Below are 13,700 nucleotides of genomic sequence, written 5' to 3' on the forward strand. Positions count from 1 at the left end.
GAAAGGTGGGAGACGCATAAGCCGTTTTTCTTTCGGGCGTTACGGTCGGCATTGGCCTGAGTTTTTTTCATTCAGTTGCTGCCGCGGAGCCGGTAGTTGCGTGGCGAAACTCCGGTGTGCCGCTTGAAGATTCGCGAAAAATAATATTGATCCGGAAAACCGAGCGCCGCTGCGATTTCCTTGACGCTTTGCGGCGTGTTGTGCAGCAGTGACCGGGCCATTTTCAGCCGGTGCTCGGTATGGTATTCAAGCGGTGATACGCCCCAGGCCCGCTTGAAAATCCGAAAAACCTGGGAAGGCGAACGGTGGATCAGCCGGCACAACAGCGCCAGATCGAAGTTGCGGTTGAAGTTCTGTTCCAGATACTTTTTCAACGCCGCCGCTTCCGGGTTGAACGGCTCGGCCGCCGAGCGGATGTGATTGCCGATGTGGTACAGCAGCGTGCAGATGGCCAGCCAGCCGCCGTAACGTGCATCAGCCAGGTGGCCGGTGACCAGTTCCCACGAATTCCGGAAGGCCTGCTCCAGAAAGCATTGCGGCAGGAAATAGACCCCTTCCAGATGGTACATTGCCATCAGATTTTCCACCAGCTCGCCCGAAACATTGAACCAGATTTTGGTCCACGGATCGGCGGGCGCGGTCCAATAATGGCGCCGGTGTCCCCGCGGAACGATATAAGCGTCTCCGGCCGACGGCCGGAACGAATGTCCGTTAATCTGGTAGAAACCGCTTCCGGAAACGATGTATTCGAAGGTGTAAGCCGGGTTGGGAAATTCGTCGAAACCGATCCGGTAGCCGGGCGGACAATAGGAAATGCCGCATAACTGTATCGCCAGATTCTCATCCTGTTCCGACGGCAGGAAAAATACACAATCCTCGCCGTTCGGTTCAAAGCGCTGCCGGTAAGCCATTCTTTTTCCCTTTCCGTTCTATTGGTGCACGATAATGTAATGCAATTGACCGGGAAATTCCACGCTTCCGGATATCTTTGCAATCATCGTCCATTTTTTGCATGATTCGGCCATTTCATTGCAGGAGTATTTGTAGTATAATTATACGATAGGAAAACGGATCCGGACTTCGCGAAAATTTCAATGGATTACGGAAAGGAGAAACTGAAATGCGTTGTTTGAGTAAAACTTTCACACTGATAGAGTTGCTGGTTGTGATCGCGATTATCGCCATTCTCGCCAGCATGCTGCTGCCCGCATTGTCAAAGGCGCGGGCGGCGGCGATGGGCATCCAGTGTCTCGCCAACCTGAAGCAGATCGGACTGGGCGGGACGATGTACGTGAATGACAACGATGACTGGCTGCTGCCGATGACGTTGATCGAAACTCCGGTCAACCGCAGTTGGCTGCAGGCGTTTCAGGAAATGGGGTATGTCGGCGACTGGAAAGCGATGGTCTGTCCCTCGGCAAGACATGGAGCGGATTTAAAAGCCGAGCTCACCCGGTATCCGAAAGAGGGGGCCAGTTACGGCGTCAACGCCAACTCGATCGGCCACAATAGCCGGGGAACGGGCTGGAGCCAGACGCACCGGTTCATCGAATTTACCGACTGGGCGACGCGGACATTATGGTATGCCGATGCGGCGCAGAGCGGAATCGATTCCGGGGTGGCCAGCGATACCAGTATTTTGGTCGGCTTCGGCTATGGAGTTTATCCGGTTGATTTTACCGCCGACGGCTATTATATGACCAGCGCCCGGCACAGGCATGCGGTCAATGCCGTGCTGCTCGACGGCCATGCCGAAGCGCTGCCGGTACCGGCGTTGATGGAGTACGATCCGCACTGGCTTCCCCGCACCGGCGCCGATGGTTCATTATGGACCTGGTAAAGGGAGGATGGCGCAATGATGCGGTCTCTTGCCGTGGCGGGCTGTCTGGCGGCCCTGGCCAATGTTGCTTTTCCGGCCGGGATTCCGGTGCCGGAAAAGAAGTTCATCGAATGCTCCTGGACCACCCCGACTCCGGCGTACGTCCGGGAAAACATCCGGGAAATGGAACGCCGGGCGCCTTACGACGGAATCCGGATCCGTCTGGAAGCGGAGGGGGAATATCAGGGCGAAAAAGTAATCTGCGAACCGTTCCGGATTCTTTCCGGAATCCGGTGGCGGTACGAATGGTTTGAATCGGCGGTTGCCGATTTGAAGGCGACCGAGTTCCGGCAATTCACCGATAATTTCCTCGATACCGGGTTTCAGCCCGGCATCCGGGACTGGTTCGACGACGCGGCCTGGGAGGCGGCCTGCGCCAATTTCGGATTGATGGCGCGAATCGCCAGCGAAACCGGAATGAAAGGGCTGGTCGTCGATCCGGAAATCTACCAGGAACCGATGTTCCGTTTCGCTCCCGGCGGCAACCATTCCTACGAAGAAACGGTGGAGCAGGTGCGCCGTCGCGGACGTCAGTGGGGAGAAGCGGTATTCGGCGCCTACCCGGCGATCACGCTCTTCTTTTACTACGGCTGGAGTTATAATCTCCCGGCCGGCCGGCGCAGCGCCGGCGACGCCCTTGAGGCGCTTTACGGTTATCCGGGATTGCTGGTGCCGTTTCTGAACGGCGTTTACGATGTCCTGCCGCCGGAAGCGGTTTTTATCGACGGACACGAGGATCAAAGCTATCAGGCCTGTTCGCCGGAGCAGTTTCACCGGATGCACTGCGATTTCTCCACCCGGTTCGTTTCGCTTGTCGCTCCGGAGAACCGGAATAAATTCCGGGCCCAGACCCATCTGGGGCCGGGCATTTATCTGGATGCGTTTTTCACCAATCGCCCGGGAGATTACTGGCATCTGAAACCGGAGGCGTCCGACCGGGTAACGCTTTTCCGCAACACGCTGCTGTGGGCGCTGGATTCCACCGACCGTTACGTCTGGAGCTGGGGAGAACAGTTCCGCTGGTGGGATTTCCCCTATCACGGGTCGATGGCGCTGCATGTGCAGAATCACGGGACCGGCGATTTCTGGGAGAATCGGGCGCCGGGAATTACCCGGGCCGTGCGGATCGCCAAACGCGATCCGGAAGCGATTGCCGAGTACATCGCCGCCCGAGCCTGCCGCAACCTGGTCCGCAACGGCGATTTCACCCGTCCGGCGACCGCGGTCGAACCGGTTCCGGAGTGGAGTTACTGGGAAGATGAGGCCATTTCCCGGGGAAGCTGCAGGGTGGATGCCGAAGCGGGTGGCGTGGTCTGGACGCATACGGGCTGGGGATTGCTGGAACAGGCGGTTCCGGTGAGCGAAGGGCATTTGTACGTGTTGCGGCTCCGGGCGGACGACCGCGCCGCGGCGGGTGAACCGGCGGCGCTGATCAACTGGATGGATGCGGACCGCCGGTTCATCCGGAGCGATTACAACCGTTCCGTCCTGTTTGGCCTGCCCGACACGGCGGGAGTCCGGGAAGGGCTGGAACTGGTATTCCCGCCCCCGGGCGCCGTTTATATGAGGGTATTGTTCGGAGTATGGCGCCAGACCGAAAGCGACGGGCCGATCCGGTTTCATTCGGTGGAAGTATATGATTTGGAATGACGGGCAGTCCGGACTGCCTCAAGGAAGGAACAAAACACAACATGGCGAAGCATAAATGCGGAGTGGTGATTACTCCAGAAGATTTGCACGGGTGCGATTGGGGCGGGAAGCTCCGCGAGAACGGCCTCAACACGCTGGGACTTCACGCCGGCGGCGGCGAAGAGGAACAGGAGGTGCTGGCCCTGCTGGGCCGGACGGCGCAGCAGGCGTTTCGGCAGTCGATTGGCCGATATGGAATTCAAGTCGAATATGAATTGCATTCGGCGTGTTCGCTGCTGCCGCGAGCGCTCTTTGCCGAACATCCGGATTATTTTCCGGTGAATAAGCTGACCCAGCAGCGGATGCCGCACGGCAACTGGTGTATTTCCAACCCCGGAGTCCGGGAGGTGCTCCGGCGGAATGTCCGGCAGCTTGGAATGCTGCTTGCGCCTTCCACGCACCGGCATTATCTGTGGGGCGCGGACGGGATCAACGGCTGGTGCCACTGCGACGCCTGCGGCCGCTATGGCGATGCCGACCAGGGATTGCAATCGGTGAATCTGCTTGCCGAGGCATTGGCCGAACAGGATCCGGCGGCCGAGGCCGCCTACCTCGCCTACAATCAGAGCACTTATGAATTCTCCCGGAAACCGGCCGCCAACGTGTTTCTCGAATTCGCGCCGATCACGCGCTGTTACCGGCACACGATCGACGATCCGGCCTGCGCCGTCAACCGTTATTTCATGCGGCAATTGAAAAAGCTGCTGCGTCTCTTCGACCCCCGCCGGACGCAGGTCCTGGAATATTGGCTGGACAGTTCCTACTTCAGCCGATGGCGGAAACCGGCGGTCGTCCCGGTGTGCACCCCGGAGTTGATTGCCCGCGACCTGGACGCCTACCGCAGACTGGGCATCCGGCACTTCACCACCTTCGCCGTTTATATGGACGGCGAATATTTTGAACGTTACGGCGATGCGCTGCTGCGCGCCTATGCCGCCAACGTGGCATAAGAAAAAACCGATGCGCGCGCCGCGTTGCCCTGCAGATGGCTTCGCGGCGCGAGCTGTTTTAAGCCCAAAAACCGCACGCGACGTATATGGCGGAACCTCAAGTTGCTTGACCGGTTTGGCGCGCCGCTCCTCGTCTGGCGGAATCGCCTGTAGCTGTTGAAACTTTCCGCTGTCGCACCCGGTTGCTGCGGGAACCGCTCCGGTATGAAGCCGGGCGGCCCGGCTGCCAGGCCAACTGCCGGAGAATCCGGCCGGATGTTTGAAAATTATATGGCGCGGAAAACTTGTAAAATGACGATTTCGCCGGTAAATTAACCGGAATGCCCCCAACTGACGGCAAAGGATGGCACATGCTCGGACCGATTGTTTTTCTTGACGAAGTCGACTCGACCAACACCTATGCGAAAGATCATTTGAACGAACTGGCGGACGGTACGCTGGTGGTGGCGGCCCGGCAGACCGCCGGCCGCGGCCGGGTCGGCCGGGTTTGGCAGTCGCCGGAAAATCGCAACATCTATGCTTCCTATGTGATGAAGCGGTGTCCTCAGCCGTTTTTTGCGACGGCGACCGCCGGTTTGGCCGTGCTGGATACGCTGGAGAGCTTCGTGCCGGCCGCCGGATTTTTCATCAAATGGCCGAATGACGTTTACTGCCGGGATTGTAAAATCTGCGGCATTCTTTGTGAAAGCCGGCCGGCGGAGGGCGGCCGGTGTATGCAGATCGTCGCCGGGATGGGGATCAACGTCAATATGACGCCGGAAGAGCTGGCCGCCATCGACCAGCCGGCAACCTCGATTCTGGCCGAATCCGGGCAGGAAATTAATTTGAAAAAAGTTATCGAAAAATTAGCTTTCTCTTTGAAACGGCGCTATATTATATATTCAAATTCCGTTGACGAAATATTCCTGGACTGGAAAAAAGCGAACCGGCTGATCGGTCAGACGATCAGCGTGATTACCGGGGCGGGACGCCTTTCCGGCCGGGTGGCGGATTTGGCGGCGAGCGGCGAATTGCTGCTGGAAGTGAACGGCGCCATCAAGCGAATTCATTCCGGCGATGTCCATATCGATCGCGATTCGATCGATTTCGGCCGGCTCGGCCGCTGCGAGGGGAAGACGGAGAAATTTGTATAGTTTATTGATCGATTAGTGATAGAACCCAAATCAAGAGGAAAAACGAATGACACTCATCATTGACGGCTTGAAGTTGATGGTACTCGGCATGGGGATGGTTTATATCTTCCTTGCGCTGATGATCGTATTCATGAACGTCCAGTCCAGGCTGTTGAAACCGTTTGCCGGCATGCTCGAACCGCCGCCGCCGCCGAAGCGCAAGCCGAAACCGGCCGCCAAGGCCGACGGCGGAGCCGACCAGCAGCGCGCGGTCGCCGCCATCGCCGCGGTGCACGCTTATCGGCAGGATCACCAGTAAACTTTTTTGAGCAATTCTTTCAAGTATAAAATAGTCAAAAGGAAACGGCTAAATGAAAAAAATTTCTTTTATGGACACTTCGTTCCGCGACGGCTTTCAGTCCTGTCTCGGCGCCCGGGTTAAAACCGAAGATTTTCTGCCCGCGCTGGAAGCGGCGGTGGCGGCCGGCATCGATAATTTCGAAATCGGCGGCGGTGCCCGTTTTCAGAGCTTGTATTTCTATTGCCAGGAAGACGCTTTCGACATGATGGACAAATGCCGCAAGGTGGTTGGTCCGAATGTCAATCTGCAGACGCTTTCCCGCGGCGCCAACGTCGTCGGTTTGGTGTCGCAGTGCCGCGATATCATCGATCTGCATGCGAAAATGTTCAAAAAGCACGGCGTCAGCACGATCCGCAACTTTGACGCGCTCAACGACGTCCGCAACCTGGCCTACTCCGGCCGCTGTATCGCCAGCGCCGGTTTGAAGCATCAGGTCACCGTGACGATGATGGGATTGCCGCCGGGCCTCGATAACGGCTATGCCCATACGCCGGCGTTTTACGCCGATATCCTCAAAGCGATCCTCAAGGACGGCGTGCCGTTCGACAGCGTCGCCTTCAAGGATGCCTCCGGCACTTCGACGCCGAAAACCGTTTACGATACGATCAAGGAAGCGCGCAAGCTGTTGCCGGAAGGCACGATCATTCAGTACCACACCCATGACACCGCCGGCGGCGCCGTTTCCTGCAATATGGCGGCGATTGAAGCCGGCGCCGATATCATCGACCTGGCGATGAGTCCGTTGTCCGGCGGCACCTGTCAGGCCGATATCCTGGTGATGTGGCACCGGTTGCGCGGCACGGATTACCAGATGGACATCGATCCGGAGAAGATCATGAAGGCCGAAAAAGTCTTTGAAGAGTGCCTCAGCAAATACTTCATGCCGCCGGAATCGATGCAGGTCAGCCCGAAGATCATCTTCAGCCCGATGCCGGGCGGTGCGCTGACGGCCAACACCCAGATGATGCGCGACAACAATTGTCTCGACAAATATGACGACGCGATTGCCGCGATGCGCGAAGTGGTCGCCAAGGGCGGTTTCGGCACCTCGGTGACGCCGGTGTCGCAGTTCTATTTCCAGCAGGCGTTTGCCAATGCGATGCAGGGCAACTGGAAGAAAATTACCGAGGGATACGGCAAGATGGTGCTCGGTTATTTCGGCAAGACGCCGGCCACGCCGGACCCGGAAATCGTCAAAATCGCCTCCGAACAGCTCGGTCTGGAACCGACCACCGAAGACGTGCACGACATCAACGACCGCAATCCGAACCTCGGCATCAAAGCTGCCACCGCGAAGCTGGAAGCGGCCAAATTGCCGGTGACCGATGAAAATATCTTCATCACCGCCACCTGCGGCGACAAAGGGATCGAATTCCTCAAGGGCAATAAGCCGATGGGAATCCGTTACAAGGAAGACGAGGCCAAGAAGGCCGCGCCGGCTGCCGCTCCGGCGAAAGCGGCCGCGGCCGCGCCGGCCGATTATACGGTGACGGTCGACGGCAAGAGCTTCAACGTCCATGTCGCGCCGGGCGGTGCCGCCACGGCTGCTCCGGTTGCCGCCGCGCCGGCCGCTGCCGCTGCTCCGGCTGCCGGCGGCGGTGCGATGTTCGACGTCGCTTCGCCGCTGCCGGGCACGGTGGTCAAGACGGTCGTGGAAGTCGGGGAGGAAGTCAACGCCGGCGACACCATCGCCATCATCGAAGCGATGAAGATGGAAACGCCGGTGGCGACGGAAAAGGGCGGCCGGGTGGCCGATATTCTGGTGTCGACCGGTCAGGTGATCGCCTCCGGTGAAGTGCTGGCCGTTATCGAGGAGAAATAATCCATGCGGTTTGTCAAAATAACCCTGCTGCTGCTGGCGGTGTTCGGTTGGGTCGGCCTTCGGGCCGATGCGCCGGAACTGTCGCAGCTGGCCCGACAGGCAGGATACCTGCAGCCCGGTGCTGCGGAAGTATACAACGATGGCATTTACAGTTGGCAGCAACTGCCGGACGGCAATTACGCTCTGGTCTATTGCTGGGATAAACCGGCGATCATCTACTCTTTGAGCGTTCAGCCGAAGCAGAAGGTGATGACCGGCCGTGAAGCGTTGATTCTGGATGTGCCGAATCGCAGCAAGGCGAAGACCAAAATCGCCCTGTCCGGCGAGATAGTCCGGCTGGGCGAGGGGGTGGAAACCGCCGCGAAGGTCCAGCCCGGCGATGTGTTGTTCATCATGAAGGAAAAACCGATCATCCACGATTCGCTGTCCCAGGTGCATACCGGCGGCGATGAGGGTGGTCTGCCGGCGTGGGGCAATATTTTCAACGGCCTGTGGGAAAGTACCGGCGTTTACGACGTCATTCGTCAGACTTCGTCCAGTCCCGGCCAGACCTGGATGCTGGGGCTCGGCCGTATCCTGATGATGCTGGTGGCGCTGGTATTGCTCTATCTGGCGATCGTCAAGGAATTTGAACCGCTGCTGCTGCTGCCGATTGGCTTCGGCGCCATTCTGGCCAACATTCCGGTAGCCGGCATTGCCGGGCCGGACGGCATTCTCGGCATTCTCTACAGTGCCGGCCTGGAAACCGGATTGTTTCCGTTGCTGATCTTCATGGGCGTCGGGGCGATGACCGATTTCGGTCCGTTGATTGCCAATCCGAAGACGGCTCTGCTCGGGGCGGCCGCCCAGTTCGGTATCTTTACTGCGCTGCTCGGCGCCTTGTGCCTGACGCTGCTCGGCAATGCGACCGGTCTGGCGATCAACTTCACGTTGCCGGATGCCGCCAGTATCGGTATCATCGGCGGCGCGGACGGCCCGACGGCGATTTATCTGACCAGCAAACTGGCGCCTCAGCTGCTCGGTCCGATCGCGGTAGCGGCCTATTCCTACATGGCTCTGGTGCCGATCATCCAGCCGCCGATCATGAAATTGCTGACTACCGAACATGACCGGAAAGTGCGTATGAAACAGTTGCGCCCGGTTTCCAAAGTGGAAAAAATCTGCTTCCCGCTGTTGATCACGCTGATGTGCGCCTTCATCCTGCCGGATGCGGCGCCGCTGATCGGGATGCTGATGTTCGGCAATCTGATGCGCGAGTGCGGCGTCGTCGAACGTTTGAACCAGACCGCGCAGAATGCGCTGTGCAACATCGTCACCATTTTCCTCGGTCTGTCGGTTGGCTCCAAGTTGTCCGCCGATCAGTTCCTCAGCGTTCAGACGATCGGTATTCTGATTCTGGGAGCGATCGCGTTCTCGGTCGGTACCGGCGCCGGTGTGATTTTCGGCAAGATCATGAATCGCTTCACCAAGGAAGAGATCAATCCGTTGATCGGCGCGGCCGGCGTATCGGCGGTGCCGATGGCGGCGCGGGTCGCCAACAAGGTCGGTCTGGAATCCGATCCGCACAACTTCCTGTTGATGCATGCGATGGGTCCGAATGTGGCTGGCGTGATCGGTTCCGCGGTGGCGGCCGGCGCACTGTTGAAGGCGATCTCGATGTTGAATTGACCGAGATCGTCTCGGACGATTGCTTCAAAAGGCGGTTTCCCGTTCGGGGAGCCGCCTTTATTATTGCGGCGGCATGATCGGACGCGTTGGGGGCGGACTGGTCGAAATGGGCCGTTCCCGACCGGGCTGTGCCGTCAAAAGAGGTGAGGACGGCCGGCGGCCGCTTGGGACGGACAAGTTTTTCAACGGGCGTTTCTTGTTCAGGAGGTCGCCAGAGAGTTTAAAATTTCCGGAATCTCGTCGTATTCAATATTGTCGTCAAATTGTTCGGTCAGTTCCCACCTGCCGCGCGAAGGATTGGAAAGCAAGCCGTACTTTTTCAGGTAAGTCCTGGCCCAGCCAATCCGATAGGAAACTTCGGCGCAATTGCCGTTTTTATGCGGAATTGTCACAATATCTTCGGGAAGATTCATTATTTCAATGACTTTTTGATCAATGGAATCATTTTTCGCCACCCCGCCCAGCTCTTTTAACGCCTCCAGGGTCGGTTTGATCATCTGATCGAATGACGGCACTGAATTTTTATCGCTGGTCATGCTGAAAACCTTTTCATGTGCAAATGTTAAAAATTGTGACCATCATATTATATCCCTTATTGTTTTGAGGGTCAAGATAACTTGCGCCATATGCAGGTTTTTTTCTATAAATACGCTAGTCGTTATCATTTCCTGGGGAAACAAAATGAACGTGACCGGCTGGGAGGGCTATGCCCCGTTTCGGCGTGGTTTTATCTTGCGTTTCCGTCGCAGGTAAACCAGACCGAGAAGGCCGGGAATGACGGCGGTCAGAATCCCCAGCAGGAAAGCATTCCGGAATCCCGCGGCGTCGATGGCGAGCCCGCCGAAAAATGAACCGGTGCCGAAGCCCAGGTTCACGCACAGATAAAAGGTGGCGTTGGCTGCGCCCCAGCGCCGTTTCGGTGTCCGCTTGACGGCCAGCGCGGAAAGCAGCGGCATCACCACCCCGAAGCCGAGGCCGAGCGGAATGCCGGCGCCATAAAAGAGCAGGCGATTCGACGTGAAGGCCAGCAGCAGAAAAGCGGCGATGGTCAGCAGCAGGGAAGGCAGCAGGATCGTCAGCGGCTGATATTTGTCCATGAACAGACCGGAGCCGAAGCGGACCGCGAGCATCGCCGCCGCGGCGGCAATGAAAAATGGACCGGCGTTGCCGAAGCCCAGTTGAAGGGCGTACAAGCCGGCGAAAACGATTACGCCGCAGATGCCGGTGCAGAAGATCAGAATCATCAACGCCGGCAGGATGGCCCGCTTTTCGATGAAGCCGGCCCAGAATGCCCGGCGCCCCGGTCCGGCTGCCGGAACGGCCGGCCGGCAGGAGGCGGCCCGGGTCGGTTTCCGGTCGCAAAAACAGTTGCTATGGTAAAAAGGAATGAGGTAGCGGTTATGAAATGAAAGAGGCTGATTCTCAAAGATGTGATACTGTAAAATAAGACATCGGCTCTGACGGACAGAGTCATGCAGACAGTTAAAACATCACAAAAGGAGATGGTATGATAAATAACTGACGTTCGCGGAATCAGCTTTCTGCGTGTAATTTATGGCGATTAACTTACACGTTTGGAAGCGGACAGGTTGCAGACTGAATGTTTCAATGAGGCGCATCAGAAACGATGACGACCCCGGAAAGGAGATTAGTCAGATCTGTAAACCAGAGCGCCACCGTAGAGAGCGACTGATTAATCGACTACTCTGTATGGGAGGATGGTGAGGCCGTGACAGCAGTTCCGCTTCGATTCGTGAAAAACGAATGGAGGCAGAGAATGATGACAAGTTTTGTTGGAGTGGATTTGCACCGGAACAATTTTACTTATTGCATCCGGGTAAATGGGGAAGAACGGAAAATCGGCAAGTGTGAGATTACCGAACTGAAGGGCTTTGCCGCAATGCTCGGTCCGAACACGGCGATGGCGGTGGAGGCGACCGGAAATACGTTCATGTTTTGCAGCTCGCTGAAAGCTCATGTCGGGCGACTGGTGGTGGTGAATCCATCACAGTTCAAAGTCATCAGCATGTCCACCAAAAAGACGGACAAACATGACGCAAAAGTGTTGGCGGAGTTCCTGGAAAAGGATATGCTTCCGGAGGTAAGAGTGAAAGACGATTTGCAGGCGAAAATTTCAAGTCTGACGCAGACCAGGGAAAAACTGGTTCAGTTGCGTACCGTATTGAAAAACAAAGTCAACAATCTGTTAGCAGCTAACTTCATCGTGCTGAAACGGGAAGAACTGTCCACGGAGAAAGGGCTTTTGAAAGCATTGAGTTATCACTTCGACCCGATCACCGACACGGAAATGCTGGTGGTTGTCGAACAGATTCGCAGTCTGAACAAAAGCATTGAAAAACTGGATAAGGCGATTGAGGATCACGGCAGCAAGATGGACGGCTTCGACAACCTGAAATCCATCAAGGGAATCGGCTCGAAAGGTGCGGCGATCCTGTTGGCAACCATCGGCAATATCGCTGATTTCCGATCGGCAAAGCAGTTGGCCGCTTATATCGGAATCGTCCCCAGAGTGAGCAATTCAAATGACACGGTTTGCCACGGAAGAATCACGAAGAGCGGCAGCAAGATCGCCAGAACCGCTTTGGTGCAATGCGCTTTGATCGCCAAACGCTACAGCCCGTATCTCAATGCCTTTCATGAATCGGTAAAAAGTCGGCGGGGAGGTGCGAAAGCCAATATCGCCTTGGCTCGCAAATTCCTCGATATCGTGTATAGAACATTAAAAAACAATTGGATGTTTGAGAATTTTACTCAATTCAAGCTCGTAAAAAATTGAGTTTTTCTCGACATCGAAGTGGAAATTTATCATGGGAGACATCAGCCATGAGAAAATGTAGCACGGTATCGTTCGAAGGTCAAGTGATATTTGTCGGAATTGATGTGCACAAGGAAAGTTGGGTGGTGAATTTGCGGCATTGCCACCGTGAACTGGACAAGTTCAGCATGAATCCGAGCCCTGAGATGTTGGCGAAGTATCTGAAGATGAACTATCCGGGCGCCGAGTACCGGAGCGTTTACGAGGCAGGATTCAGCGGATTCTGGGCGCACCGGCGATTGTGTGAGCTCGGGATTGAGAATATCGTAATCAACCCGGCGGACGTGCCGACCAGCGGCAAGGAGCGCGACCGCAAGAACGATGCGGTGGACAGCCGAAAATTGGCGCGGGAACTGGAGAACCGGACATTGGAAGGGATCTATATTCCGCCTGAAGATAATTTGGAATTGAGAAACCTGGTCAGACGTGAAACGAAACTGACCGGCAATATAACCAGGGTCAAAAACCGGATCAAAGGACACCTGAATTTCATGGGGTTGAAGTTTGGAAGTTGGTCTGGAAGTTCTTTGAAAATGATGTATGCGGACGCGGCAAAGCGTTACGATTATGCCTTGCAGAGCATGTTGCGGGAACTGCGTTTTCTCAGAGAAGAGAAACTGCATGTGATCCGCGATGAACGGCGGTGTCTGAAGCGTTTGAAGCGCGACAAAGTACAGAAGCATCTACAGAGTATACCTGGCGTCGGGTTTCATACGGCGGTGATGCTTCAGGCCGAATTGTGGGACTTGCTGCGCTTTGAAGACAAGGATTCGCTGAGCTCGTATGTGGGATTCGCACCGAGGTTGGTCGGCAGCGGCGAACACGAGGCCGTCAAATCCGCCGGGAATCGCAAGAAAAAGCAACTGCATGCCATCCTGATCCAGTCGGCGTGGAGGTCGGTGTCGTACAATCTGGAGATTCGGGCCAGATATGGAGCCTTGCTTCATAAGGGGGCCAGTCCACAACGGGCTATTTCGATCATCGGCAAGAAATTGCTCTATGCGCTTCGGGCCGTGTGGCTCCAGGAACGTGATTACATGGTATCCGCAAGTGAATAAGATTTAAGTAGTTTCGGAGATTCTGTTTGCTGTGACTGTGAAATTCGGTTCTTTTTAGCACGTCGTTCGTTTGCTCCTTGATCCGAGGGGATCATGTAAAACAGTTTGCGAGTGCTATTTCAGAGTGGAACAGCAAAATGCGAAACCTTGAATTCATTCAAGAGTTGTCGTCAATAATAGTGTCCGATTTTTGCCCGAACCGCAACCAGAAGATAATCTTTAATTGGAAGACTGTAAAAATATTTACAGATGGAAGTCCTCTGCCCTTTGAGGCGGAGTTTCGCAAATAACAACAAATAACAGGAAAAATACAAACAAAGAAAGA

At 56.1% G+C, this 13,700-nt stretch carries 13 protein-coding genes; 10 read left to right on the forward strand and 3 right to left on the reverse strand.

Going from position 1 to position 13,700, the window contains the following annotated elements:
• Nucleotides 1–71 precede the first annotated feature (71 nt).
• On the reverse strand, nt 72–911 hold the full coding sequence (locus HWX74_RS09880; RefSeq protein WP_176013380.1) for an AraC family transcriptional regulator: 840 nt from the start codon (nt 909–911) through the stop codon (nt 72–74).
• Nucleotides 912–1,120: 209 nt separating this feature from the next.
• Here HWX74_RS09880 and HWX74_RS09885 point away from each other — a divergent pair, with 209 nt between their 5' ends.
• The 7 genes from HWX74_RS09885 (at nt 1,121) to HWX74_RS09915 (ending at nt 9,481) form a co-directional block, all read left to right on the forward strand.
• The gene (locus HWX74_RS09885; RefSeq protein ID WP_176013381.1) at nt 1,121–1,840 is read left to right on the forward strand and encodes a type II secretion system protein; all 720 of its coding nucleotides are present in this window, start codon (nt 1,121–1,123) and stop codon (nt 1,838–1,840) included.
• Between the two features lie 15 nt (nt 1,841–1,855).
• A complete protein-coding gene (locus HWX74_RS09890; protein ID WP_176013382.1) occupies nt 1,856–3,529 on the forward strand; it encodes a hypothetical protein in 1,674 nt (557 codons plus the stop codon).
• Nucleotides 3,530–3,570: 41 nt separating this feature from the next.
• Nucleotides 3,571–4,518 carry a DUF4838 domain-containing protein gene (locus tag HWX74_RS09895; protein WP_176013383.1) on the forward strand — a complete coding sequence of 316 codons (948 nt, stop codon included), beginning with the start codon at nt 3,571–3,573 and terminating at the stop codon, nt 4,516–4,518.
• Between the two features lie 350 nt (nt 4,519–4,868).
• On the forward strand, nt 4,869–5,651 hold the full coding sequence (locus HWX74_RS09900) for a biotin--[acetyl-CoA-carboxylase] ligase (protein WP_176013384.1): 783 nt from the start codon (nt 4,869–4,871) through the stop codon (nt 5,649–5,651).
• Between the two features lie 46 nt (nt 5,652–5,697).
• Entirely contained in the window at nt 5,698–5,949 is a 252-nt protein-coding gene (locus HWX74_RS09905) for an OadG family protein (protein ID WP_176013385.1), read from the forward strand.
• A gap of 52 nt (nt 5,950–6,001) precedes the next feature.
• Nucleotides 6,002–7,813, forward strand: a complete 1,812-nt coding sequence (locus tag HWX74_RS09910) for a biotin/lipoyl-containing protein (RefSeq protein WP_176013386.1) — start codon at nt 6,002–6,004, stop codon at nt 7,811–7,813.
• 555 nt (nt 7,814–8,368) lie between these two features.
• Complete coding sequence (locus HWX74_RS09915) at nt 8,369–9,481, forward strand: sodium ion-translocating decarboxylase subunit beta (RefSeq protein WP_368506823.1); 1,113 nt, start codon at nt 8,369–8,371, stop codon at nt 9,479–9,481.
• Nucleotides 9,482–9,681: 200 nt separating this feature from the next.
• Here HWX74_RS09915 and HWX74_RS09920 read toward each other — a convergent pair whose 3' ends face one another.
• Both HWX74_RS09920 and HWX74_RS09925 read right to left on the reverse strand, forming a co-directional pair.
• Nucleotides 9,682–10,017: a winged helix-turn-helix domain-containing protein gene (locus tag HWX74_RS09920; RefSeq protein WP_176013387.1), complete on the reverse strand. Its 336-nt coding sequence runs from the start codon at nt 10,015–10,017 to the stop codon at nt 9,682–9,684.
• A 168-nt stretch (nt 10,018–10,185) separates the two neighbouring features.
• Nucleotides 10,186–10,725, reverse strand: a complete 540-nt coding sequence (locus HWX74_RS09925; RefSeq protein WP_176013388.1) for an MFS transporter — start codon at nt 10,723–10,725, stop codon at nt 10,186–10,188.
• On the opposite strand from HWX74_RS09925, the gene HWX74_RS09930 reads away from it, so the two are divergent.
• From HWX74_RS09930 to HWX74_RS09940, 3 genes are all read left to right on the forward strand, one after another.
• Entirely contained in the window at nt 10,706–10,861 is a 156-nt protein-coding gene (locus tag HWX74_RS09930; protein WP_176013389.1) for a hypothetical protein, read from the forward strand. The genes HWX74_RS09925 and HWX74_RS09930 overlap by 20 nt on opposite strands.
• Before the next feature lie 400 nt (nt 10,862–11,261).
• On the forward strand, nt 11,262–12,278 hold the full coding sequence (locus tag HWX74_RS09935) for an IS110 family transposase (RefSeq protein ID WP_176014518.1): 1,017 nt from the start codon (nt 11,262–11,264) through the stop codon (nt 12,276–12,278).
• Nucleotides 12,279–12,325: 47 nt separating this feature from the next.
• Nucleotides 12,326–13,375, forward strand: coding sequence for an IS110 family transposase (locus tag HWX74_RS09940; protein WP_176011898.1), 1,050 nt, complete (start codon nt 12,326–12,328; stop codon nt 13,373–13,375).
• Nucleotides 13,376–13,700: the final 325 nt, after the last annotated feature.

Source organism: Victivallis sp. Marseille-Q1083 (assembly GCF_903645315.1).
Classification (GTDB): domain Bacteria; phylum Verrucomicrobiota; class Lentisphaeria; order Victivallales; family Victivallaceae; genus UMGS1518.